General features: G+C 70.4%; 36 protein-coding genes. 4 read left to right on the top strand and 32 right to left on the bottom strand.

Translation table 11 applies throughout. From position 1 onward, the window contains the following. Positions 1-165 precede the first annotated feature (165 nt). The 18 genes from AB5J87_RS28200 to AB5J87_RS28115 form a co-directional block, all read right to left on the bottom strand. Complete coding sequence (locus AB5J87_RS28200; protein WP_369380499.1) at positions 166-1,176, bottom strand: hypothetical protein; 1,011 nt, start codon at positions 1,174-1,176, stop codon at positions 166-168. After that, positions 1,173-1,628 carry a hypothetical protein gene (locus AB5J87_RS28195; protein ID WP_369380498.1) on the bottom strand — a complete coding sequence of 152 codons (456 nt, stop codon included), beginning with the start codon at positions 1,626-1,628 and terminating at the stop codon, positions 1,173-1,175. The genes AB5J87_RS28200 and AB5J87_RS28195 overlap by 4 nt, the downstream gene beginning before the upstream one ends. After that, positions 1,625-1,819 (bottom strand): hypothetical protein, encoded by a 195-nt coding sequence (locus AB5J87_RS28190; protein WP_369380496.1) that lies wholly within the window; start codon positions 1,817-1,819, stop codon positions 1,625-1,627. The genes AB5J87_RS28195 and AB5J87_RS28190 overlap by 4 nt, the downstream gene beginning before the upstream one ends. Beyond that, the gene (locus AB5J87_RS28185) at positions 1,820-2,173 is read right to left on the bottom strand and encodes a hypothetical protein (protein WP_369380494.1); all 354 of its coding nucleotides are present in this window, start codon (positions 2,171-2,173) and stop codon (positions 1,820-1,822) included. It abuts the gene before it with no gap. After that, positions 2,170-2,454 carry a hypothetical protein gene (locus AB5J87_RS28180; protein WP_369380491.1) on the bottom strand — a complete coding sequence of 95 codons (285 nt, stop codon included), beginning with the start codon at positions 2,452-2,454 and terminating at the stop codon, positions 2,170-2,172. The genes AB5J87_RS28185 and AB5J87_RS28180 overlap by 4 nt, the downstream gene beginning before the upstream one ends. Positions 2,455-2,471: 17 nt before the next feature. Next, positions 2,472-2,648, bottom strand: coding sequence for a hypothetical protein (locus tag AB5J87_RS28175; RefSeq protein WP_369380489.1), 177 nt, complete (start codon positions 2,646-2,648; stop codon positions 2,472-2,474). Continuing rightward, positions 2,645-2,986 (bottom strand): hypothetical protein, encoded by a 342-nt coding sequence (locus tag AB5J87_RS28170; protein WP_369380487.1) that lies wholly within the window; start codon positions 2,984-2,986, stop codon positions 2,645-2,647. Before AB5J87_RS28170 ends, AB5J87_RS28175 begins: the two co-directional genes overlap by 4 nt. Positions 2,987-3,132: 146 nt before the next feature. Then, positions 3,133-3,561 (bottom strand): hypothetical protein, encoded by a 429-nt coding sequence (locus AB5J87_RS28165; protein WP_369380484.1) that lies wholly within the window; start codon positions 3,559-3,561, stop codon positions 3,133-3,135. A 106-nt stretch (positions 3,562-3,667) separates the two neighbouring features. Further along, positions 3,668-4,237 carry a hypothetical protein gene (locus tag AB5J87_RS28160; RefSeq protein ID WP_369380482.1) on the bottom strand — a complete coding sequence of 190 codons (570 nt, stop codon included), beginning with the start codon at positions 4,235-4,237 and terminating at the stop codon, positions 3,668-3,670. A 75-nt stretch (positions 4,238-4,312) separates the two neighbouring features. Next, complete coding sequence (locus AB5J87_RS28155) at positions 4,313-4,498, bottom strand: hypothetical protein (RefSeq protein WP_369380481.1); 186 nt, start codon at positions 4,496-4,498, stop codon at positions 4,313-4,315. Continuing rightward, positions 4,495-4,902, bottom strand: a complete 408-nt coding sequence (locus AB5J87_RS28150) for a DUF2958 domain-containing protein (protein ID WP_369380478.1) — start codon at positions 4,900-4,902, stop codon at positions 4,495-4,497. The genes AB5J87_RS28155 and AB5J87_RS28150 overlap by 4 nt, the downstream gene beginning before the upstream one ends. 189 nt (positions 4,903-5,091) lie before the next feature. Next, a complete protein-coding gene (locus AB5J87_RS28145; protein ID WP_369380476.1) occupies positions 5,092-6,294 on the bottom strand; it encodes a hypothetical protein in 1,203 nt (400 codons plus the stop codon). Then, entirely contained in the window at positions 6,291-6,644 is a 354-nt protein-coding gene (locus tag AB5J87_RS28140) for a hypothetical protein (RefSeq protein WP_369380475.1), read from the bottom strand. Before AB5J87_RS28140 ends, AB5J87_RS28145 begins: the two co-directional genes overlap by 4 nt. Beyond that, positions 6,641-7,405, bottom strand: a complete 765-nt coding sequence (locus AB5J87_RS28135) for a hypothetical protein (protein ID WP_369380472.1) — start codon at positions 7,403-7,405, stop codon at positions 6,641-6,643. The genes AB5J87_RS28140 and AB5J87_RS28135 overlap by 4 nt, the downstream gene beginning before the upstream one ends. Before the next feature lie 67 nt (positions 7,406-7,472). Continuing rightward, on the bottom strand, positions 7,473-7,805 hold the full coding sequence (locus AB5J87_RS28130; RefSeq protein WP_369380471.1) for a hypothetical protein: 333 nt from the start codon (positions 7,803-7,805) through the stop codon (positions 7,473-7,475). Next, complete coding sequence (locus AB5J87_RS28125; RefSeq protein ID WP_369380469.1) at positions 7,802-8,119, bottom strand: hypothetical protein; 318 nt, start codon at positions 8,117-8,119, stop codon at positions 7,802-7,804. Before AB5J87_RS28125 ends, AB5J87_RS28130 begins: the two co-directional genes overlap by 4 nt. Before the next feature lie 7 nt (positions 8,120-8,126). After that, the gene (locus tag AB5J87_RS28120) at positions 8,127-8,372 is read right to left on the bottom strand and encodes a DUF3263 domain-containing protein (RefSeq protein WP_369380467.1); all 246 of its coding nucleotides are present in this window, start codon (positions 8,370-8,372) and stop codon (positions 8,127-8,129) included. Next, entirely contained in the window at positions 8,369-8,590 is a 222-nt protein-coding gene (locus tag AB5J87_RS28115; RefSeq protein ID WP_369380465.1) for a hypothetical protein, read from the bottom strand. Before AB5J87_RS28115 ends, AB5J87_RS28120 begins: the two co-directional genes overlap by 4 nt. A gap of 140 nt (positions 8,591-8,730) precedes the next feature. Between AB5J87_RS28115 and AB5J87_RS28110 the strand changes: the two genes are divergently transcribed. Next, complete coding sequence (locus AB5J87_RS28110) at positions 8,731-8,919, top strand: hypothetical protein (RefSeq protein WP_369380462.1); 189 nt, start codon at positions 8,731-8,733, stop codon at positions 8,917-8,919. 3 nt (positions 8,920-8,922) lie between these two features. On the opposite strand, the gene AB5J87_RS28105 is transcribed toward AB5J87_RS28110, so the two are convergent. From AB5J87_RS28105 to AB5J87_RS28075, 7 genes are all read right to left on the bottom strand, one after another. Further along, the gene (locus AB5J87_RS28105) at positions 8,923-9,915 is read right to left on the bottom strand and encodes a hypothetical protein (RefSeq protein ID WP_369380460.1); all 993 of its coding nucleotides are present in this window, start codon (positions 9,913-9,915) and stop codon (positions 8,923-8,925) included. Between the two features lie 192 nt (positions 9,916-10,107). Then, on the bottom strand, positions 10,108-10,599 hold the full coding sequence (locus AB5J87_RS28100; RefSeq protein WP_369380458.1) for an N-acetyltransferase family protein: 492 nt from the start codon (positions 10,597-10,599) through the stop codon (positions 10,108-10,110). Next, on the bottom strand, positions 10,599-11,582 hold the full coding sequence (locus tag AB5J87_RS28095; RefSeq protein WP_369380456.1) for a methyltransferase domain-containing protein: 984 nt from the start codon (positions 11,580-11,582) through the stop codon (positions 10,599-10,601). Before AB5J87_RS28095 ends, AB5J87_RS28100 begins: the two co-directional genes overlap by 1 nt. Beyond that, on the bottom strand, positions 11,579-11,752 hold the full coding sequence (locus AB5J87_RS28090) for a hypothetical protein (RefSeq protein WP_369380455.1): 174 nt from the start codon (positions 11,750-11,752) through the stop codon (positions 11,579-11,581). The genes AB5J87_RS28095 and AB5J87_RS28090 overlap by 4 nt, the downstream gene beginning before the upstream one ends. A gap of 90 nt (positions 11,753-11,842) precedes the next feature. After that, the gene (locus tag AB5J87_RS28085; RefSeq protein ID WP_369380453.1) at positions 11,843-12,298 is read right to left on the bottom strand and encodes an NUDIX domain-containing protein; all 456 of its coding nucleotides are present in this window, start codon (positions 12,296-12,298) and stop codon (positions 11,843-11,845) included. Then, positions 12,295-12,792 carry an NUDIX domain-containing protein gene (locus AB5J87_RS28080; protein WP_369380450.1) on the bottom strand — a complete coding sequence of 166 codons (498 nt, stop codon included), beginning with the start codon at positions 12,790-12,792 and terminating at the stop codon, positions 12,295-12,297. The genes AB5J87_RS28085 and AB5J87_RS28080 overlap by 4 nt, the downstream gene beginning before the upstream one ends. Continuing rightward, complete coding sequence (locus tag AB5J87_RS28075) at positions 12,789-13,076, bottom strand: hypothetical protein (protein ID WP_369380447.1); 288 nt, start codon at positions 13,074-13,076, stop codon at positions 12,789-12,791. Before AB5J87_RS28075 ends, AB5J87_RS28080 begins: the two co-directional genes overlap by 4 nt. 150 nt (positions 13,077-13,226) lie before the next feature. Between AB5J87_RS28075 and AB5J87_RS28070 the strand changes: the two genes are divergently transcribed. Beyond that, positions 13,227-13,379, top strand: coding sequence for a hypothetical protein (locus tag AB5J87_RS28070; RefSeq protein WP_369380444.1), 153 nt, complete (start codon positions 13,227-13,229; stop codon positions 13,377-13,379). Positions 13,380-13,549: 170 nt separating this feature from the next. On the opposite strand, the gene AB5J87_RS28065 is transcribed toward AB5J87_RS28070, so the two are convergent. From AB5J87_RS28065 to AB5J87_RS28055, 3 genes are all read right to left on the bottom strand, one after another. Further along, positions 13,550-13,768: a hypothetical protein gene (locus AB5J87_RS28065; RefSeq protein WP_369380442.1), complete on the bottom strand. Its 219-nt coding sequence runs from the start codon at positions 13,766-13,768 to the stop codon at positions 13,550-13,552. After that, positions 13,768-14,475: an HAD family hydrolase gene (locus AB5J87_RS28060; protein ID WP_369380441.1), complete on the bottom strand. Its 708-nt coding sequence runs from the start codon at positions 14,473-14,475 to the stop codon at positions 13,768-13,770. Before AB5J87_RS28060 ends, AB5J87_RS28065 begins: the two co-directional genes overlap by 1 nt. A 231-nt stretch (positions 14,476-14,706) precedes the next feature. Beyond that, on the bottom strand, positions 14,707-16,107 hold the full coding sequence (locus tag AB5J87_RS28055) for a UDP-glucose/GDP-mannose dehydrogenase family protein (RefSeq protein WP_369380440.1): 1,401 nt from the start codon (positions 16,105-16,107) through the stop codon (positions 14,707-14,709). A gap of 92 nt (positions 16,108-16,199) precedes the next feature. Here AB5J87_RS28055 and AB5J87_RS28050 point away from each other — a divergent pair, with 92 nt between their 5' ends. Beyond that, on the top strand, positions 16,200-17,504 hold the full coding sequence (locus AB5J87_RS28050) for a UDP-glucose/GDP-mannose dehydrogenase family protein (RefSeq protein ID WP_369380438.1): 1,305 nt from the start codon (positions 16,200-16,202) through the stop codon (positions 17,502-17,504). 34 nt (positions 17,505-17,538) lie between these two features. On the opposite strand, the gene AB5J87_RS28045 is transcribed toward AB5J87_RS28050, so the two are convergent. The 4 genes from AB5J87_RS28045 to AB5J87_RS28030 all read right to left on the bottom strand — a co-directional run bounded on the left by AB5J87_RS28045 (position 17,539) and on the right by AB5J87_RS28030 (position 20,233). Then, positions 17,539-18,372 carry a class I SAM-dependent methyltransferase gene (locus AB5J87_RS28045; RefSeq protein WP_369380437.1) on the bottom strand — a complete coding sequence of 278 codons (834 nt, stop codon included), beginning with the start codon at positions 18,370-18,372 and terminating at the stop codon, positions 17,539-17,541. Between the two features lie 453 nt (positions 18,373-18,825). After that, positions 18,826-19,413, bottom strand: a complete 588-nt coding sequence (locus tag AB5J87_RS28040; RefSeq protein ID WP_369380434.1) for a hypothetical protein — start codon at positions 19,411-19,413, stop codon at positions 18,826-18,828. A 192-nt stretch (positions 19,414-19,605) separates the two neighbouring features. Next, positions 19,606-19,797: a hypothetical protein gene (locus tag AB5J87_RS28035; protein WP_369380432.1), complete on the bottom strand. Its 192-nt coding sequence runs from the start codon at positions 19,795-19,797 to the stop codon at positions 19,606-19,608. A 76-nt stretch (positions 19,798-19,873) separates the two neighbouring features. Next, on the bottom strand, positions 19,874-20,233 hold the full coding sequence (locus tag AB5J87_RS28030) for a DUF6415 family natural product biosynthesis protein (protein ID WP_369380429.1): 360 nt from the start codon (positions 20,231-20,233) through the stop codon (positions 19,874-19,876). Between the two features lie 232 nt (positions 20,234-20,465). On the opposite strand from AB5J87_RS28030, the gene AB5J87_RS28025 reads away from it, so the two are divergent. Next, complete coding sequence (locus tag AB5J87_RS28025) at positions 20,466-21,797, top strand: hypothetical protein (protein WP_369380428.1); 1,332 nt, start codon at positions 20,466-20,468, stop codon at positions 21,795-21,797. Positions 21,798-21,898: the final 101 nt, after the last annotated feature.

Below are 21,898 nucleotides of genomic sequence, written 5' to 3'. Positions count from 1 at the left end.
CCGGCTCCGTGACGTGCTGGCGCTCAAGGGGATGGCCGTGCGGCAACGCCCTGCCAGGACACGGGAAGACGGCGGCGCGGGCCCGCTCGGGCGCCGTGAACGCGGCCCGGCAGCCGGTGCACTGCCACCGGCCCTCGGGCCGCTTGCGCACCGTGTGCCCGGCCATCAGCGTTTCTTCCTCTCTGCCGCCCGCCTCGCCCGCTCGGCGGCCGTGAACCCGGCCGCGACTCCCTCGTTCAGCAGCTGCTCACCGACGTCGAACAGCGGCTGGCCGCGCTCCATGCGGCAGACCAGGTCCCAGACCAGCTCGGCCGCCCTCTCCTCCCACACCGACGACTTGCCGCCGGCCGCCGTGGCGGCCCGCTCCACGGCGTGCTTCGGGACGAACCGGTCGCGCATGTGGGAGACGCAGACCACGACCTGGCCCAGGGTCCGGCCGCTGTGGTCGGCCACCTGCACCTTGAGGGAGGGCTGCCAGGTCTTGCACGACCCCGCGAACCCCGGCCCGCCTGCCGCGCACTCGGCCCGGGTGTTCCAGTTCGTGCCCGTGACGGTCAGCTGGCTGTTGTGGACCAGCGACCAGGCCCAGGCGGTCGCCGACCACACGGCGTAGTCCCACTTGAGGCCGCCCTTCTTCTCGTCCTCGGGAAGGCAGCCGTTGTCGAGGACTTCGTAGCCCCAGGGGTAGGCGCTGATCCTGCCTTCGTGGCCGTAGCGGGTGACCCGCCAGAAGCCGTCCTCCAGCCGCGTAACGACCGGCTCCAGCGTGAAGGGGATCTCGCCGCCGGGAAGGTGGGGGTGGCGGGCGAAGCGCTCGCGGGAGGTGCGCCGCCAGCGTGAGTCCCGCCTGATCCAGTCCATGATCTTGGCCAGGGGCGGCTCCAGTTCGGCGACGTAGTCCGAGCCCCGTCCGCTGTCGTGCGGCAGCCGCTTGACCGACCAGGCATCGCAGACGCGGGTCAGCCGGTAGTCGAACCCGCCGACCGTGGTCAGGGTCCACTGGCGGGTGAAGGGGTGGTCGAGGGGGATCTCCACGATCGTCTCGCCGGACTGGAGGGTGCCGGGGAACCAGTTCCGCTGCGGCGGCTCCGCTTTTTCCACGGTCTCGGTGGACGCCGCGGGACCGGTGGTAGGGGGCTCCTCGATGAGGTCGAGGAGGGAGAGCTGTTCGTTCATCGGCCGCAGTGCTCGCACAGCGGCGTACGCGGATTCGCCAGCCAGGCGGCGTCGAGTTCTTCCATGGTGGTCGCCGCCCACGCTCCGCGCTCCTCGGCGTCGAGCTTGATGTGGTCGACGGCGTCGGCCGGGGTGGCGTGCTTGGACAGCTCGACGGTGTCGGGGTGGGTGGTGCGCGCGAGCCACAGGCCGCCGTCCTTGTCGAGCGGCGCGATGGTGCCGACCATCCAGTTGTCCGGGTTCATGACGTGGACGTGCAGGACGGTCTCCGTGCCGTCCGCCCGCGTACCCATCCGGGCCAGGACCGCGCGGCCGTCCACCTCGTGGTGGAAGTCGATGCGCGTGGAGACGCAGTCGGCCTCGCGGGCCGCGACCGCGTCCTCGGACCGGTTCTTGTCCTTGAGCCAGACCGGCTCGACGGGCGGGTTCGGGGCGGGTATCGCTGGGCTCATCGGGCGGCGTCCAGGGTTGGGTCGGGTGTGGTGAAGGCGGCGGAGGCGACGACGCGGGGCGCGTGACGGCGCCTTCGGGCAGCGCGCGTATGGGCGGGGCACAGCAGGTAGGCGCAGAACCCGCCGGAGACGAGCCAGGCCGCCGTAGCGGTGCACCGGTCGGCGCGGCAGCGGGTCTTGATCAGGTTCATTCAGACCACCAGGTACGGCAGGTCGCCGCGGGCGACGCGTTCCGCGCTCACTGTGCGCGTTGCCTCGCGGATCAGGTCGTTGAAGCGGCGCCAGGGCATCTCGCCGGTCGCGTTCTCCACCAGCTGCGCCGCCTTCTGGCCGACCTCCCGGCCGGGGACACCGCCGGACAGGGCGGGCCGGGTGTCGGTGTCGGGGCCGGTGAACAGGTACAGCTCCCAGTTCCAGGCTGCCTCGCGCAGGACGAACCGGCCCCGCCGGCCTTCGGCCTCGTACGACGGGAAGGTCTCGCTGTGATCTTCAGTGGGCTGGAAGTCGAGGAGAACGGCCTCGCGGCCCTCGGTGGTGGTACTCATCGCCGGTTCGCGTCCTGTTCGAGGTCGGTGAGGGCTCGGCGTATCGGCTCCCAATGCGAGAGCGGGATCATGCCGTTCCTCGCGCCGGTGTTGAACAGCGACCACTCCAGCGAGCGGACCGATCCGGCATGGCCGGTGGACGTGAACGAGCCCGGCTTGTGCTCGGTGATCGTGTGGCTGCCGGTGGTCCACGTGGTGGGGCTGGTCTGCTCCCACGTCATGTGGGAGGCCAGCAGCTCGGCGGCGGTGGGGTTCACGGTGCGTGTGCTTTCGTTCGTCATCGTTCAGGGGGTGTCCGCTACCAGCGGCAGCGGGTGTGGTCCGGGGCCTGGCAGGGTTCGCAGGCCCACGTCCCGTCGCCCTCGTAGAACACCCAGCCCAGGAGCGGGGTGTCGTCGTGGAGGGCCCACCGGTCACACCCGGCGCACTCGACGAGGTCGACCTCGCCAGCGGGGGTGAGGAGCGTCGCGGTCACGCGGCGGCCCGCTCGTCCAGGAGCTCGGCGCGCAGCTGTTCACCGGTGTGCGGGTCGATCGCGTCCATGCGGACTGCCGTGTTCAGCACGGCCAGGTCGAGGCCAGGGACGTGCGCCATCGAGGACCAGGCCGTCGAGTAGTACGCCGACGTCCGCTTGCGGGTGACCGTGTGGCTGTCGCCATCGGCCAGGCTGGTGACCGTCCATCTGCGGTCGGTGTGGGCGGTGACGGTGACGTACGGGGCCAGGAGGCGGGCCGCGGTCTCGCTGAGGACCGGCCCGTGGTCGGGTATCGCGGCCGTCTTGTTGGCGAAGGCGTTCAGGATCTCGGCGTTCATGGCGGGGGTTCCTCTCCCTCTCGGCGTGCCTCAAGCATCCGAAACCGGCACAACTAGGGCAAACCCACTGGGAGTGAAGTAGCCCTCATCCGGGGGGAGTTGGAGTGCAGCCCGGCATCCAGTGACCATCACCGGGCCGAGCGTGGTCAGTAGCTGACCGGGGTTCCGTCCGCGAGGGTGTGCACCGAGCCGTCCTCGAAGATCTCCGCTCCCAGCTCGGCGGCCGCCTGGTTCGCCGTCTTCAGCGCCGCATGACAGGGGACCGGAGTGCCGTCGCACTGGAGGGCGACCTGCTTCGCCAGGGCCTTGAGCACCATGTCGACCGTGTCGGCGGCGTCGCCATCGGTTCGGGTCGGAGCCTGCCCGCTAGCCATCCGGTTCACATCGACGGCCTGCCGGCCGGCGGGGCGAGGCGGGGCGTCCGTGTCGTCGTCGAGGGTGGCGGCGATGCCCCAGAGCAGCGATGTTCCGACGAACGTGGCGATGGCCGTCTTCGCGTGACTGTTGAGCTTGATCCGCTTCGGCCGGACTGGCTTGCGGGGTGCCCAGGTGGGGTGAATGTTCTCGGTGTTCATGGCGGGGGTTCCTTCACTCTCAGTGTGTGCCTCAAGCATGGGAAACCGCCACATACCGGGCAAACCCACTAGGAGTGAAGTGGCCCATATCCGCAGGGAGTTGCGGTCAGGTGATCGGGGTGACGAGCGCGGCGTGCACGGTGGCTGTGCGGAGCCTGTCCTTGCCGGTCTTCACCTCGTACGCCACGGTCACCTTCGACCGGCCGACCTTGGTGATCTCCGCCTCGTAGACGCACCGGATGTTGTGCGCGTACTGCACCTTCTGGCCAACCGTCATCGTCTTGATGGCGGCCTTGGACTTGTCGGCGATCTCCTTGCGCTTGAGCTGCTGCTCACGCTGCTCACGCTCGTACGCGGCAGCCATCTCCTCGGCTTCCCGGTCGGCCTGGACGCGGCGCTTGATCTGCTGCTGGCACTCCTCAGCCAGCCACGGAAAGGCCAACGCGATCGCCTCGCACGCCTCCCGGTGCCGCTCGCCGCTCTGGTCGTCGTCGTAGTCGGTGCACTGGTGCCGCAGATAGTTGACGACCAGCCGGTCAGCCGGAACGCCGTCGGACGCGCCGATATGGCTGCGCTCGAAGTCCAGCTCGAACGCATGCTTCTCGGCGTCTCGCTCAAGTCGGGCTGCGCTGATGTTCTTCGGGAACCAGGTGTTGATCACGAGGGTGCCCTTCATGCCTCTTGCGTGGGGTATTGCCTCATTCTTCCGTGCGGGTATGACAGCGCGAGGCGTCGCCCACGTTCGTCTGCCTCAGGCTGAGGCCGAGGCCGCACAGGTCTGAGCCGCGGGGCGGCAGTCGGGACAGGAACTGTCGCAGCCGCACCAGTTGTCGTCGTCGACGAGCGCGCCATGCCAGTCGGCGTCATACAGGTCGGACCCGTCCTCGCTGCCCGACTCCAGGCCGCAGCCCGCGCAGACGATCTCGTACGGGCTCACGCGTCATCGGCCTTGCGTAGCTGCGGAATGACCTCGGCGGCCGGACCCGGAGTCCAGAAGCGGTCGCGCTCGACGAGGACCCCGAGGCGGCCGGACACGGACTCCAGGGCAACCAGGTCGACGTAGCCCCACTCCGCGTTCCAGGTGTCGCCGTTCAGGCAGGCCCAGCCGTAAGCGTGGCCGTCGGCCGGGTCGAGTTCCGTGATGTACCAGTCCGAGGACGCGTTGAAGTAGTGCAGATGGACGCGGGCCCGGGTGCCGAGGCCGTCCTGTCCGTGGAGGCCGGGTATCCGGGCGAGCTGCGCGGCCGTCGGGTAGAAACTATGTCCTCTGAGCCGCCTGTTCAGTTCCGGCATCTGCGCGACGAACGGAGCGGTCTGGGTAGTTTCTTCTGCTCTTGTCATGATGGGTTCCTTTCGGGATGACTTGAGGCTATGAAGCCAAGTTGGCCCTGCAAAACGGGAGTTGGGTGATCCGGCCCACATCCCGGCCAGGCCGGGATCACCGGGCCCACCAGGGCGTTCCGGACGGCCCCGTACGGGCCGCCAGGTCTCCCAGGTCCCCGGAGCCCCGTTCGTGCCGTGGGGCGGCGATCAGGCGGATTGGGGGCGGCAATCCCGGCAGACCCCGGCATCCGGGACCGCTCGGCCTGCGGGGAAGGGGCTCCGGCACCCGGCGCACTCCACCGGCACCACCGCCCGCACGCTGGTGCGCTGCACTGGCACCAAGCCCTTGCGTGCGGCCGTCTGCCGGTCCTGCTCGTGCTCCGCGCACCTGGGGCACGGCGACCCGGTGTCGATGCTGCTGCCGTCCTCGCACCGCCCGTCGGTGCACTCCGGGGCCCGCACCAGAGCGACGGCGACGGCGGCCGCCGACAGGATCTCCCCGGCCGCCGCCTTCGCCGCCCACCCGTGGAGAGCCCACCGCCGGTTAACCCGCTCGGCCAACTCGGCGGCGGTCCGGTGCTCCAGCTCCTCCAGGACCGTGTCCGTGACTGGCTGGGGAAGGTTCTGGGGAAGACGGGCCCGTTGAGGCTCCAGGGGCCAGCCCAGGGCCCTCAGCGCCTGTTCGACGGTCCGAAGGTCCTCCGCCTGCCGTTGGGTGATCCTGGGCCGCCTGGGGCGGCTGGGCGCGGCGGAGCCGCCAACCGACCCCAAACCCCTACTACCTGCACGTGAAGCACTACGTGCGCCCACGGCGCTGCGCGCCGACGAAGGAGGCGCGCTAGTTGTTTTAGTTGAGGTGGTTTTAGTTAGTCCCCCCGTTTGGGGTGGCTGGAAGCCCCCTGTTCGGGGGGACTGGAGAGCCCCCGTTCTGGGGGACCCGTCGAAGCCCGGCATCCCCGTCCGGGGTGCCTGGGACTGACCAGCGGTTTTCCCGTTTCCCGACGGTGCATCGGCCTTCTGGCGGTCGCGCCAGTCCGACACGGAGACCGGCCCGGTCCAGCCCTTCGGGAGCCGGTACTTCACATCCACGAAGTACCGGTGGCGCAGCTTGTTCTTCGACGGCTCCAGCCACGCGGTGATCGCTCCCCCGGCGATGAGCTCCTTCTGGAAGCGGCTGATCTTGTCGCCCCGCGAGTAGCCCATCATCTTCGCGAGGGTGTCCAGCGTCGGCCACGCGATGTTGTCCGGCCGATCCTGGTTCACGTGCCCCATGTAGAGCGCGTAGAGCTTCACCGCCGGTCCCGAGAACCCGAACACCACCCACATCGGCACCATCGCGTACGGCGGCACGTCATCGGAGGTCACCTTCAGCCGGGCCTTGGAGTACCCCTCGGGAAGATCCCCGCTCACCACGCTGGTCTCGCGGTCGGCTCGACGATGATCTCTCCGTGCCCGTACGTCGCGAGGAGTCGTTCGATCAGCGACGACATCGACGGGAAGCCGCCGGCCCCGCGAACCTGCGCGGCGGTCTCCCAGACGTCTTCGGGGACGTAGGCGCTGGTGCAGCGCTTGCTGCGGGTGGGCCGGTAGTCGGGGAGGTGGGGCGGGAGCGTCCCGTCGTTGTAGGCGGCCAGCAGAGCGGAGATCACCGCGCGCATGGACAGGCCGTCGGTCTTGGCCTGGATGGTGGCGTCCTCCCAGATCGCCTCGTCGATGCCGATGGTGCGGCGGGGGCACGACCCCGCGAGGAGGCTGCTCACCGGTCACCACCATCGTTGAGGTGCTGGGCGTTGTCGGCGATGGCGTCGGCGAGGAGTTCACCGAACGTCCGCCCGCCGCGCTCCGGTACCGGGGCGTTCTTGACGTGCTGCGGGGTGAGCGCCATGCCCCTTTTGAGCTCGTGGTGGCGGCGGGCCGGGTCGTCGATCATCAGCGCACCGTCGAGGGCTCCCAGCGCCTTCCTGACGGCCTCCTGGAGCTCGTCCGGGGCGGGGGTGGGGGTGGCGTCCTCCTGGACGGTGCCGGTGTCCCGCTCCGCGTGCAGATCGGACTTGGCCCACAGGTTCAGCGCGGCACCGAAGCGCATCGCGCTATTGCGGAGAGCGTCGCCCACGGCTTCCTTGATGGCGTTGGCGCCGCGCTTGTCGCCGGCGTCGCCGTAGCCGGGCCGGGTGACCCCGCGCACGGTCAGCTTGATCCAGAGGCCGCCGTGCTGGTCGAACGCCGGGAGGCCGCGTTCGTCGTAGGCCATCGGCTCCCACGACCACATCGGGTCGGCGTCGAGGAGCCGGTCGGTGAGTTCGGCGTGGCCGACGTAGTCGAGGTGCAGGTGCGCGCTGGTGATCTTCTGGTGGCACGCGGCGCACTGGATCTGCGTGTGCTTGGAGCAGATCTTGAAGTTGGACTGTCGGCAGTCCCGGCACCACACGCGCGGCAGCTTGTGGATCTGCTCGGCCGGGAACGGGGCCCGCAACCGGGCAAGGCCGCTTATGGCCGCGTCGGCATCGGGGGTCGTACTCATACTCAACTACTCCTGAAAACTGGTGACTTAAGGGCTTTTCGGTGTGTCCGTCCGGACTTCCCAGACTCTAAGAAACGGGACCAACCGGTACAAACCCACCAGTGGTGATGTGGCCCTCATCGCCCCCACCGCCGTCCGGGCGGGTGATCACCCGTGTGCGTCCGTCCGGACCCGTCACCCGGACGACCCTCGCGAGGAGCGAGATCTCCTCGGCCTGACGGCAGCCGGCCAGCCCGGCGTCGACGCTCGGCGCGGTGTAGTGGTGGACCCGCCAGGGGGCGTAGCCCGTGGTCTGCACATGTGCCTGGCCGTCGGCCAGTTCGGTGACCGTGTACGTGCTGATGCAGCCGATGGCCTGCCAGATCCCCGGCTCCCGCTCGGTGAAGTCGAGGACGCTCACCGGGCACGGCCGAGGTGGAGGCGGATCGCGTGCGGCGTGACCTCGAGTACGGGGTGGTCCGGGTAGGTGGCGCGGAACTCGACGAAGGCATCGGCGGCCAGGGCGATCAGCTCGCGCTCGGCGTGGAAGTCGAGACCGGAGAAGCGTGCCGGGCCGCCTGCGGCGTTGATGCCGATGACGTCCGGGGACCAGCCGGGTTCGCCGAGGACGAAGTCGACGGCCGCGGCGTCCTGCCAGACGGCGGCCGCGCTCTCGCGTATGTCGGCCAGCAGGGCGGCGGTGCTGTACCCCGCCACAGGGAATGTTGTGCTCATGACAGCCTTACGGTTGAGGGTGCTCGCGGACCGTGCGCCGTACGTCCCGGACCCGGCGCAGCCGGTTCACCGCGATGGGCGCGTAGGGCAGGGCCCGCGGATCGTCGAGAAGCGCGTTGAGGAGCTGGAAGTACCAGGTGGGGCGCATGCCGAGGTGTTCGCGGATGTACCGGTCCCGGGGGCCGGGCGCAGCGGGGAGGCGGTCGGCGGAGGCGAGGACCAGCAGCGCCTCCGCACCCAGGTCCGGGCTCACAGGTCGAAGATGTTGACGCCGAGCCCCAGCAGGGCCGCGTAGGCGTAGCCGGACGCCTGCGGCAGATTCCCGGCCTTCAGGTGCCCTTCGGAGGTGAACGCGTCCGCCGGAAGCGGGCGGCCCTGGGTGGTGGCGGTCTCGTACGCGAGGTCGAGGTGGTCGCGGATCGTCTCGGCGAACCGGACGTCGGCGGTGGCGTGTTCGTGGGTGATCGTCATGGTCAACCATTCCTGGAATGTGGGGAGTTGAAGGGGAATTGGTGTTCCCGTTCGGACTCCTCAGACTCTAGGAAAACGGCTGATACCGGACAAACTCACCAGGAGTGAGGTGGCCCTCATCGGCGGATAGGGTCACGGCCATGAGCACCACCGACACCGACATACACGCCCGCATCGACGCCCTGGAGAAGCAGGTCGCCCGGCTGGAGAAGCTGACCGGCTGGCAGCTGATCCCCCGTGTCGCCATCGGTCTGATCGTCTTCTACCTCGGCTTCCAGGCCGTGGTCCTGGTCGGAGTCTGGCTCCTGCACACCATCACCGGCGGCTGACCTTCAGCGGACGCTCACGCCGGGCTTCGGCGGCACGTACTGGTCCATGACGCCGATCCGGGCCACGATGGCCGCCAGCCCCCGGTCCACCGTGCCGACCACCAGCAGCACCTTGTCCATCTGCTCCGCCAGCGCGGCCGCGGCCGTCTCCTGCCGCTCCTCCAGCCCCGTGTGCAGCTCCTCGACCCGGCGCAGCGCCTCGGCGACCATGCCGGCGGTCTTGGCCTGGGCCTCCGCCGCAGCCTTCCCGGCGGCCTCGACGCGCTCCACCATGGCGTTCACCCGGCGCTCGACCCCGTCGACCGCCCGCCCCAGCTCCAACACCCCCTCCCAGTAACGGGCAAGCTCCTCGCGGACGGCCTGGTCCCTCCGGTCGCAGGCTTCCTCATGACCCGCCAGCGCTCCCCGTACGGTCTCCACGGACGTGGCCAGCCCCGCGAGGCTGGGCGCCAGGTGCTCGGCCACCAGCTCCGGCACCCGACCGGTCAACTCCACGACCGTGGCCACCTCGACGGCCACCGCGGCCTGGCGCTCGCCGAGGGCCTGGACCTCGACGACCAGCTGTCCGGACGTCTGCGCGCCCCGTTCGACCGCCTCCTGCACCGTGTCGAGCCGGCCCGCCGTCTCCGTACGGTGCTCCGCGTGCTGCCCGCGCAGCTCGACGACCTCCCGAACCGCCTGCCCCGCCTGTCCGCCGACGTTCCGCAGGGCCTCCGCCAGAGTGCCGAGCCGCCCCTCAACCGCGGCCTGGCCCTCGCGCATGGCCGCAATGGTCCGGCCCAGCTGGTCGCTCAGGCCGTCGACCTCACCCCGTAGGCCGGACAGGGCCTGCGAGAGCTCCACATGCCAGGTGCTCGCCTGCGCGGCTTGCTCGGCGTTCCGCTCCAGCGCCAACGCCCGGTCTGCCTCCACGGCCTCCCGCAGCGCAGCCCGCTCGTCTTCCTGCCCCTGGACGTACTCGGAGAACGCCTCGACAACCCGCGGAACCTCAGACATGGAGCCGACGGTAGGCAGCGGCCGTGCCGACTCTCGGCCAACGCGCCCAAACAGGGCTAAACGCTGAGATATAGGTACGGTGAGAGCGATGTCATCGCGATGCCCTCGCCGGGAGGCGCGGCGAACCACAGGCACAGCCCCGGACGACCGCTGCCGTCCGGGGCTGTGCCACCGCCAACAGCCCAAGCTTCATCAGTGGCGGTCGCAGGGCAGAGCGTTCAGGTCGAGCTGCATCTCCTGACCCGGCTCGAACCCCGGGCACGGGGCAAAGCCCAGAGCGGCGTAGAACGGTTCGCTGCCCGCCTCGGCCTCCACCAGAACCGAGTCAACTCCCCGGTCGTACAGCCAGCCCAGCAGCGCCCGCAGCACCCGCCGACCCCAGCCCTGCCCGCGCCACTCGGCGCCGGTCACCATCGCCTCGACCACCCCGTGTTCCCCGGTGTCGCGGCCGATGGCCATCGCCGCGAGGCGCCCGTCGCCCAGGTCCACCACGAACCCCGCCCAGTCGTCGTCAACGCTGGCCCGGTCGTTGAAGAACCAGCCCTCGTCTTCGGCCACTGCGGGGTCGTGCGTCTCGGGGGAGGCGGCGGCCAGCTCCTGGTACAGGCGGGCCGTCTCCTCGCCGTCGCGCTCCTCCATGAGCCGGACCAACGGCTTCTCCGGGTGCGGGGGTACAGCGGTCATCAAGGACGTCCTTGGCGGCGTCCGGGGCGCAGCAGCAGGCAGTCGTTCCAGTCCATCTCCCACCGGCCGACCGTGTCCCATGTCCGGCAGAGGTCCTTGATCTCTTCGCCGGTCAGGCCGATCGGCCGCCGGTCAGCGGGGACGCGTTCGACGACCGGCGTTACCAGGTACAGCAGCCCCTCGGGGCGCAGCAGGGCACGGGCCTGCTCCATGAGCGCTGGGCGGTCGGGGATGAAAGCGATCACCAGGCGCAGCGTGATCACGTCCACGCTCCCTGGGGCAATGCCGGGCGGGGGCCCGGTCTGTATGTCGTGTACCAGCCACGTCGGCCCGGGGCTGGGGTCTTCGCGGGCCTTGGCGAGCGCGGCCGCCGATATCTCGACGCCGGTCACCCGGTAGCCCATCGTGTGCAGGCGGCGGGCCAGGCGCCCGGTGCCGCACCCGAGGTCCACCGCGCACTGCCCCGGCCGGGGTTCGGCGTGGCTGGCGAAGGCAGCCATCTCTGCATCGGTGACCGGCCGCCAGTCCTTGCCCTCTTCGTAGATGGGGTCCCAGTAGGCGGCGGTGTGGGCTAACGCCGTGGAGTGCTGGGTGATGGCCTGGGCCGCCCAAGGAACCATGACGAGACGGGGCACCATCGTGGGCGCGAACCAGCGGAGCATGACGCCTTCGGACAGGGGCAGCGCGTCGGCGTCGCCGTCCCAGTGGCCGACGAAGATGGCCACGGGGCCCGATTCTCCGTCGGACGGGGTGGACGTGACGGTGGTGTAGTGCTTCAGGTCGGCCAGCCGGAGTCCGGCCTCTTCGTCGAGCTCGCGGACGATGGTCTGCTCCGGCGTCTCGTCGCCGTCGCGGCAGCCGCCGAGCAGCGACCACATGCCGGGGAATGCGATGTGCGGGAAGTTGTCGCGCAGGTGCAGCAGGTACTCGCCCTGGCTGTTGACGATCAACGCCACCGCCCCGTGCGGTTCCTCGACGGTCATGCTCGGCTCCGGCGGGTGAGGCGAAGGCGGATGTTGTGCAGCTGGCGGCCGCCGTGCTCCCAGCACCACGACACGAGCCGCTGACGGCGGCTCAAGGGCCCGGCCGGGCCGCGGCCGAGGCTGAAGGACACGATGGGCTCGGGATGGTCCTTGGCCTGGTTCACGTGCATTGCTCCTTGCTGACGACAGCCCCGAGGGTGGTCGGCGCCTCCGGAGCCCAGTGGCTGTTCGGGGCGTGCAGGGCCTCTACCGAGGCATGATCACGTGTGAGGTCGGTACTCCAGATACGCCGTCGTCCCGTCGGCGGCGGCCGCGAGGGCCGCGCCCAGCAGCGGCGTGTTCGTGTGGTCAGTCAGCTCGACGGCCCGGCCCGGGGGCAACCAGTCGTGCCCGAGGAGTTCGCGGTCGGGGACGCGAATCCGTTCGTGGTCGGCGGGGTCCATCATCGCGGCGAAGACGAACAGGTGGCACGGCATGGGATTGGCGCCATTGCCGTACGTACCGGCGGGAAGGTGCTGGAAGACCAGGAGACGGCCTACCTGGACCGGGACACCGGTCTCCTCCAGGGCTTCCCGCGCAGCGCAATGGCGGGGCGTCTCGCCGTCCTCAGCCCTCCCGCCCGGAATGACCCAGTGGCCCGTCTTGACGTGGTGGACCATCAGGACGCGGCCCTCGTGCTGGACCAGGACAGCGGCGGCCGGCATCGGAGCGATCACCGAGCCTCCGCCTCGTCGAGGTAGGCCACGCTCCCGGACTGACGCGCGCGGTCGACGGCGATCAGCCGGGCGAGACTCCGCGGAGTCATGAGCTGGCTCCACTCCTCCACCGTGAGCACACGCAGCTCGCTGTGCTCTCCGGGGTCCAGCTCGATCCCGTCGACCTGCTCGTCCGTCAGGGTGCCGCCGTCGAAGATGAACCCGATGTGGTTGACCGGCCACTCATCATCCGGGGGGAGGAAATGGACAGCGAGGAGCCGCTGCTGCCCGGTGAAGTCGATGCCGGTCTCCTCCCGGCACTCACGAAGCGCGCACTGCCAAGGCGTCTCGCCGGACTCCATGTTCCCGCCAGGCCACTGCCAGGTCTCACTGCTGCGGACGGCCCGGAGCTGGACCGGTCGGCCCTTGGTATCGGTGAAGTACAGGCAACCGTAGGAGGTGGCCTGCGCGAGTGTCTTGACGTACTCCTCGGGCGGAATCCACGTGTTCGTCATGCCCGACTCCGGCCGGCCAGGCGGAGCCGAGCGTTGCGCAGCTGGCGGCCTCCGTGCTCCCAGCACCACGACCAGAGCCGCTGGCGGCGGGACAGGCGTCCCCCGTATCGCAGGCCGGTGACGGGGCCGAAGTGGCGGTGGTCGGGGTCGATGCTGAACTCGGGATCGGCGGCGCAGTCGACGCCGAACGCCTTCTCGAACTCGGCGCAGGTGATGATCTGTCCGGGAGCCATCGCGGTGACCTTGCCCCGCTTCACGGTCCATCCGAAGTCGGCTTGGTTCATGCGCACGGGTCCTCCGCAACCATGCTGGGCTGAGCGGCCACACTAGCGCTCGGCACCCCTTGAAAGACGCCCTTCCCCTTCGCCAGGGTCCGGAACTTCCCCCGACGGCACGGAACTTTGAGCGAACGGTCCTTCGTGACACCGGGCCCCATGCTGCCGATCTGGAACGACTGCCAGCCGTGGGCACTGGTGAAGTTGCCGTTCGCCTGCATCACCTGGAGCTCGATGTCGAGCGTGGCCTGCTCGACGTTCCCGCCCGAGCAGTTCATCGACCCGGTGGCCTGGATCATCGCCCCGGACTGACGGGGCGCGTACGCGGTGACGTGACAGGTGACCTGACCCGTAGAGGAGCCGCATCCGCCTTCGGCGCCGAGCGTGGCGACAAGCGCGACAGCGGTGGCCAGGACGGGTAGCGCTGGACGTGTTCGCATCGGTGGTGCCTCCTGCCTCGTAGGAACGATTCACCAAAGAGGTCAACGGAAGAACAGGGCCCAGCTCCACAAGGGCCAGAGGCCGATGGCGAGGACGACCAGGCCGGCCAGGCAGCCCACGACCCACAGGGACATGGACTGTTCCCCTGCCCGCTCTCTCGCCTCGGCCTTCGCCTTCGCCTCCGCTTGCTTGGCCTGCTGGTCCAGCCAGCACTCGTGGCAGTGCGCGCCTGGTCCGGCGTGCGGTATGTGGCTCTCCATCAGGAAGCCCGCGGCCCGGACGGTGTCGCAGGGCAGACGGGACTGGCTCCGGTGCGGGCCAGGAGCCAGGAGGCGGCCTCGGTGACGCCGTGGACGGTGTGGCTCGGCTCCGGCGCCCCTACGGGCCTATTCCGTCCGTGGGACAGCCACACGGTGTTGATGCCGGCCGCCTGTCCGCCCGCGATATCGGTGGTCAGATCATCGCCGACCATCCACACCTCGGCGTCCGCCGTGGCGCGGAGGTCTTCGATCGCGAGGTGGAACAGGCGCGGGTCCGGCTTGCGGATGCCGTACGCGCCGGACACGATCACCGAGTCCACGAGGTCGTCGAGCTGGGCCGTCTTCAGCTTGAGGCGCTGCGCGGCCGGCTCGCCGTTCGTGACCGCACCGACCGCCCACCCCTCGGCCCGGACCTTCCCGAGGGCGTCACGGACATCCGGCCGGAACGGGACGAGCTCGGCGCTGCGGTGCCGGTACTGGTCGTGGAGCTCGGCCACCGACCTGGCGACGGCCGGGTACGTCTTCTTCAGCCGGGCGAAGAACGCGGTACGCCGCCCCGCCAGCTCCATGTCGGTGGCCGTCAGCCACTGGACCGGGACGCTGGTGCGCTGGGCGAACTCGTGGGCCCACAGGTCGAACGCGGCCCGGCGGTCGGTCAGGGTGTCATCGACGTCGAACAGGGCAACGCGACGTGGGGCGGACTGCATATGGACTCTCTTCCGGTCAGGGGCCCGTGCCGGTCAACCGGCGGGTCCTTCTTCGTCGTCGTGTAGGGGTTCGCCGGACCGAGCCCGGGGCCCCAGGCGCACCCAGAACCCGGCGTCCGTGCGTACCGCGTTGCACTCCGGGTTCGTGCACCACCACAGCGCGGTCTGGCGCTGCTCGGCCAGGGTCTGGCAGAACCGGCAGCTGGGTTCTTGGGGTCCCTGGGCCTGGGCCTAGTGATTTCCTTCGAGGCCCGTGGCTGGCTGCCCGGTGAGCGCCTGGGCGGCCTCCTTCACCGCGCGGACGTTGGCGGGTGTCTGGCCGAGCGCCGTGTACGTCCAGCCCGCTGCCGTCCACAGTGCGGCGTCGAGGGTTCCGCGCGCGTCGATCACTACCGGTGTGGCGATGCGGCTGAACAGGGCTGCGGGGTCGGTCTGCCGGTATGCCTCCCAGTGCGTCAGGTGCAGCAGCACGTTCGCTCCGTCCAGCACGGCGGCCGCGTCGTCGCATGTGGCGAGTTCGGGTGCTTCTTCGCGGACTGTTTCCAGGGCTTTCGGGTCATGGACAGCAACCGCGGCTCCGGCGGCGGCGAGTTCGCGCGCGACGGCTAGGGCCGGTGAGTCCCGGACGTCGTCGGTGCCGGGCTTGAACGCGGCCCCCCACACCGCGATCCGTTGGCCGGTGAGGGTTCCGCCGAGGGCTTCGCGGGTGAGCGCGACGACCCGGCGCCGCCGCCGGATGTTGATCGCGTCGACGTCCCGGAGGAATCCGGCTTCCGGGACGTCGAGTTCACGCCCCCGCTCGGCCAGAGCCCGGATGTCCTTGGGGATGCAGGAACCGCCGAAGCCGAGCCCGGCGTCCAGCATGGCCGGGCCGATCCGGGGGTCGAGCGCCAGCGTCGCGGACAGGGCCTGGATGTCGGCGCCGGAGTGCTCGCACATCGCGCCCAGGAAGTTGATGAACGACACCTTCGTGGCAAGGAACGCGTTGGCCGCCGACTTCGACAGCTCTGCCGTGGCCCAGTCGGTGACGACCAGCGGGACACCGGCCTCAAGCCACGGTGCCCAGACATGCCGCAGGACGTCTTCGGCGTCCGGACGGTCCCGCTCTCTCTGGATGCCGACGACGATCCGGGTGGGGCGGGCCGCGTCCGTCATCGACGTGGACTCCCGCAGAAAGTCCGGCGAGTAGGCCAGGCTCACCCGAACCCCTGGGCGGGCTGCTCCTGTTGCAAGGGTGGCGAGACGGTCCATGGTGCCCACTGGCACGGACGACTTCGCCACGATCAGGCAGTCCCGGCGGGCGCGGTGGGCCAGGCTGGCGACGGCAGCCTCGATGTACGACAGGTCGGCTGCTAACGCTCCGGCCGTCTGCGGGGTGGGCACGCACACGAAGTGGATGTCCGCGAACCGGGCTGCGTCGTCGTAGGAGGCGGTGAACCGCATGGTGCCGCTGGCCGCGTGCTTGGCGATCGTCGCGCCGAGGTCGGGCTCGTCGAACGGCGCCAGCCCGGACGTCAGCCTCCCGAGGGTCTTCGGGTCCGGCTCGACGCCGAGGACGTCGTGGCCGATCTCGGCGAGCGATGCCGCGTACGGGGCGCCGAGACGGCCGATGCCGATCACGGTGACTTTCATGCTCCTACCTCCGGCTTTGGGTACTCGCGGGATGGGTGTGGTTGGGTGACGGGCTTCGGGAACGCAACGCGAAGGGACGGACCGCAGTGCGCATGACCGTGATTGGATGCGGGCACCTCGGGGCCACGCACGCCGCAGCCATGGCCGAGATCGGCCATGACGTGATCGGCGTGGACATCGACGCCGACAAGATCGACACGTTGAACGGCGGCCGGGCCTGGTTCAGAGAACCCAAGCTCGATGACCTGCTGGGCCGCCACGTCGGCGGGCGCCTGCGGTTCACCACCGACTTCGCGGAGGCCGCCGCGTTCGGGGAGATCCATTTCATCGGCGTGGGCACCCCGGACCTTCCCGACGGGTCGGGCTACGACCTGTCGCAGGTCCATGCGGCCGTGGACGCGCTCGCCCCCCACCTGACCGGCCGGTGCCTGATCGTCGGGAAGTCCACCGTCCCGGTCGGCACGACCGCCGCGATCACCGACCGCGTCCACGCTCTCGCGCCCGCCGGAGACGCCGTTGAGGTGGCGTGGAGCCCGGAGTTCCTGCGCGAAGGGCACGCGGTGGACGACACGCTCCACCCGGACCGGATCGTGGCCGGTGTCGCCAGCCCGTGGGCCGACAAGATGATCCGCGAGGCGTTCGCGCCGATCGTGGACGCCGGATCGCCGATCATCGTCACCGACCCCGCGACCTGCGAGCTGGTGAAGGGATCGGCGAACGCCTACCTGGCGACCAGGATCAGCTTCATCAACGCCATCGCGAACCTCGCCGAAGCCGCCGGCGCGGACGCGGCGACCGTCGCGCACGCGATCGGGTTCGACGACCGCATCGGCCACAAGGCCATGTCGCCGGGGCTCGGCTACGGCGGTGGCTGCCTGCCCAAGGACGTCCGCGCGTTCATCGCCCGCGCCGACCAGCTCGGCGTCGGCGGCTCCTTCGACTTCCTGCGCGGCGTGGACGCCGTCAACCAGGAACGGCGCACCCACACCGTCGAACGGCTCCAGGCGGCCGTCGGCGGCGACCTGACCGGCCGCCGGATCACGGTGTGGGGAGCGGCGTTCAAGCCCGGCACCGACGACGTCCGCGACTCCCCGGCCCTGGACGTGGCCGCTCGTCTGCACCAGGCCGGGGCGCTGGTGACCGTGTACGACCCGATGGCCGGTGCCAACGCCCGCGCTGTCCTGCCCGAACTCGGCTACGCGGGGAACGCGGTGGACGCGGCCAGGGGCGCGGACGCGGTACTGCTGGCCACCGAGTGGCCCCAGTTCGCGGGCGCCGACCCGGCCGCCGTCGGCGAGGTCGTCGCCTCCCGCGTCCTGGTCGACGCCCGCAGCGCTGTGCAGCGCGACCAGTGGGAGTCCGCGGGCTGGACCGTGCACCGCCTCGGCCACGGGTGACCCCGACTGGTTCCCCGCTCCGGCGGGGAACCAGTCAGCCGTGCGCACGCCACCCCAGGATCAGGGCGGCCGTGGCCGTCGCCTCGAACCGGCCGGACGGCTCGACCGCCAGCAACGCCGCCCGTACCGCCTGCGAGAACTCCTCGCACCGGTCGCCCAGCAGGTCCGGTGAGGAGAAGGCGTAGGTGAACTGCACGGCCACCAACTCGTCCGTGGTGTACCGGACGGTGTGCTCGGCCCTCGTCACCGCGACCCGGCTGAACGGCGAGTGCCGCAGCACCGTCTCGTGATCGGCCTGCGGCGGCTTGTACTCCTGGCCGACGCCGGCGGCGGGGACCTCGCCGACGAACCGGGCCCGCACCCTGGCGATCACCTCCCACCACCACGGCCGTTCGGTGTTCGCCGCGCGGGAGACCAGCACGGCCACGAAGCCGCCCGGCGCCACGACCTGGTCGAGCTGGTGCAGAACCTGGGGGCGGTCCATCCAGTGGAAGGCGTCGGCGATCACCGCGCCGGAGATCCCGTCGGTGCCGGGCATTGCGGCGATGTTCTCCCCGGTACCCTCGCGCCAGTCGATGAGCAGACCCCGCTCGGCTGCGGCCTTGCGGCCTTCGGCCAGCATGGCGGGGTTGGCGTCGACCGCGATCACGTCGACGCCGCGCGCGGCCAGTTCGAGGCTCACCAGGCCGGTGCCGCACCCGAGGTCGGCCATGCGCGGAGCAGCAGTGTGTTCACGGGCCAGGCTCACGATGTGGTCGGTGAGAACCGCCGGGTGAGGCAGCCGGTACCGGGCGTAGTACCGGGCCGTGCTCTGGAAGATCCGTGCTGCGTCCGCGTACGGAGTCGGGCGCGATGTGTCTTCGGTCATCGGTGGGCCCTTCAGCAGTGAGGTCTGTACCGGGCTGGATGCGCCGACCGGTCTCGGGGGAAACCGGCCGGCGCCGTCTCCGTCCGCGCCGACTGCCAGGAACGGGGACGGGCGGAGCCTTCGGGTGCTACTCGGACGGCGGCCTGCCGGACACGGTCACCGCAGCAGTGGCCCGGTTGCCGCTAGGGTGCTGCGGCATGGACGACGCCCCACGGCCCTACGTCGAAGACGATGATCCGGATCGGCCAGTGTGCGGGATCTGCCCGTCGAAACGGTTCCCGCGCGAACAGTTCGTGATCTACGACCGGCCGAACCGGGAGTGCCCGTTCAATCCGGCCGACGGCTACCGCTACACCGCCGAGGGCACTCCGGCGTGCGTCCACCCCCACAAGATCGGGGAAGTACCAGACCGCATGGCCCCGGCGTACGTACCGGAGCCCCCGGAGCCGGTGGCTACGCCGCCGCGAAGTCGATGGAGACTGTTTGCCCGCGATCGGTGACGCCGATCGACGCGTACGCGGTGTCGAGGACCTGGCGGCGCCGCTCGGCCTCGTCGGCGTCGATCCAGTACCGGTCGTCGACCGGCCCGAACGCGGCCCGGTATGCCTGATGGGTGTAGTCCCCCAGCTTCCACGGGGTGTTGTTGACGTGCTCGTTCACCGTGGAGTGGACGAACAGGTGCCCGGTGCGCTGTTGAACGCGCGACAGGGCCGTGATCTGCGCACACAGCGCGTGGCAGGTGACGTCGACCGGCACGGGCACAGGGATCTCGGCGGCCAGCTCATCGCCGTCGGTCATCTCGTACACGGCCGACTTGAGGGCCATCACCTTCAACGCGTTGTCGAGCAGCGGCTTCGCGTCGCGGGTGACGGAGTAGTCGATGACGAGCGGGCCGCCGTAGAAGTCGTCCCACTCGTTGGAGTACCCGGCGCACCCTTCCATGACGGTGGCCATCTCGGGGTCGTTCTGCCAGGCCGCGAGGATCGCGCGGGCGCGTTCGGCGGCCTGTTCGGGGGCGGGCCGGGTGAGTGTCGCGTTCACGTGCTTCTCCTTCGTTCGGGGGAAGGTCCGCCCGCCGCCGACGGCGGGCGAACTGCTGGTGTGTCGTGCGAGATGAGGCCAGCGGACGCCGGGAAGGGCACCGGGCCGCCCGCACCGCCCCGCAAAGAGGAGCGGTGGTCTTGGGAGCTCCGGCACCCGGAACGGACCAACGTGCGGGTGCCGGAGCGTTCTTCATGTGCCGGACGGAGGGATGTCCGGCACGGTCACCGGGACGGTCTCCCGCTCCGCTCCGGCGACCAGCTCGGCGGCCTGGTGGTGGAGGGCCACCGTCGGCCCGACCAGTCCGGCCGCCAGGACCGCGAGCACGAACCGCACCGGGTGGAACTCGATCGGCGGCGGTACGGCCCGGTGGCACCCGTTCACCGGTCCCTCCATCTGTCGATGACGAACAGGGCCGCCATGGCGGCCAGGAGCCCGGCACCGATCACTAACGGCCACATCAGGCTTCCGCCTTGGGACCGGGCGCGGAGGCCGCGTAGCGGAGCAGGCAGTCCGTCGACTTCGCCAGCAGCCGCAGCGAGGCGACCGGATCACCGCCCGGATCATGGGCCAGGTCATGCGCGTACCGGATCGTGGAGACCGCGACGTCCCTCGCCCGCGTGGCCGTGTCGAGGGACGTCGCGTATCTACCGGCCGGGTCTTCCAGGACGGTGATGTAGTCGCGCAGACGGCCGCGGACTTCCCTCGCGACCGGGCCGGACGGGGCGTGGTCGGCCAGGGACAGCGCGAGGCGGATATCGCGCTGCATGTCCAGCGCGGACACGGCCTCCGGCTTAGCGGTGTTCTGAATCCTGACCATCTGGGGGTCCTTGAGCGCTCGACAGTGGGCGGTGCGGATCACGCACGGCAAGGGGTCATGCCGCGGCCCGTGCAGGGGGTGGCCATCCCAGGCGCGTCCCTGCCAGGGGGGCCGAGGTGCAGTCGGCATCCGGCCTGGGACGGCTCGCAACCATTCAACGGGGGTACACCCGAAGGCAGAACGGGCCATGCTGGTAAGGCCGTTGAATGCGTTGAATGCCAGGGAGCTGGAAATGGGACGCACACCGAACACGGGGCTCGGCGCGCTGATGACCGAGGCCGACTGGGGAAACGGGCAGCTCGCGCGGGCCGTGAACCGGGTCGCCGCCGAGGCGGGCATGACCTTGAACTACAGCGCGAGCACCGTCACCTACTGGCTCAAGGGCAGCCTTCCCCGCGCACAGGTGCAGCCCATCGTCGTCGAAGCGTTCTCGCGGAGGATCGGACGCCCGGTAACGTGCGCCGAGGCCGGGCTGCCCGGCGAGGACACGAACAAGGTCGCCGGCCTGGCGGACCTCGTGAGGAGCGACATGGACCCCTCCCGCCGGGGCGTGCTCTCCGCTGGCTTGTACTCGGCCGCCCTCATGGTGCCGCTGTACACCGACCTCGGGGACCGGCTCGACGCTGCCGACACCGACGTCAAGGCGGGCCGCACCGTCCACATCGGTCCTGGCGAAGTCACCACCGTGCAGAAGATGACCGACCACATCGCGACGATCCTCGACGACCTCGGCGGCGGCCACGCCCGCCCCATGGCGGCCGCGTTCCTCGCGAACACCGTGCTGCCCTGGGTCGACGCCGACGCCACCCCTGCGGTGCACGGCCAGATGCTCGCCGCGGCCTCCGATTTCGTCTACCTGACCGGGTGGATGGCGATGTACGAGCGGGCCCACGGCCTGGGGCAGAAGTACTTCGTCCAGGCCCTCAGCCTCGCCAAGGACGCCCAGGACCACGTCACGTATTGCCGGACCCTGCGCGGCATGAGCCTTCAGGCGTCGAACCTCGGCTACGGCGCCAAGGCGCTTCAGTACGCCGACTCGGCGGCCGAGGCCGCACCGTCGGCCGGGCCCCGGCTCGTCGCGTTCCTTCGCGGCCAGCAAGCCCACGGCGCGGCGATGGTGAAGGACCGGCGTCAGGCGTTCACCCGGCTGAACGAGACGGAGACCGCGCTGTCGAAGGCGGACGGCCGCAATGACGCGGTGGGCGGCTACGACCAGGCCGCCTACCACTTCCACGTTTCCCACGTCCTGTACGAGCTCGGCGACCTTCCCGGCTCCATCAAGGCGATGCAGCAGTCCAACCGGGTCCGCCCCGTCCACGAGCGGCAGGGCCGGGTCCATGCGAACGGGGTCCTCGCCTCGCGACAGTGGGAGCTCGGGCACATCGAGGCCGCGTGCGCGACGTGGAACGCATTCCTCGACGACTACACCGCTCTGTCCACCGCCCGCGGTGACGAGCACTTCACGGCGCTGCGCCATGACATCGCGGCGCAGCCGACTATCCGGGCCGTGAAGCAGCTCGGCGAACGTGTCCGCGTCGTGGAGCGCCAGAAAGCCGCCGCCTGACCTGACCTGGGTGATGATCCGGTCGCGGGCGAACGCGACCTGTTCGGGGGCGGCGAGCAGGGCGATACGGGCGTGGTGTGGTCTCATGGCAGGGCTCCTCA

The organism is Streptomyces sp. cg36 (assembly GCF_041080675.1).
Taxonomy (GTDB): Bacteria; Actinomycetota; Actinomycetes; order Streptomycetales; family Streptomycetaceae; genus Streptomyces.
The sequence above is the reverse complement of the archived record's forward strand: the minus strand, read 5'-3'. Positions and strand labels throughout refer to the sequence as shown.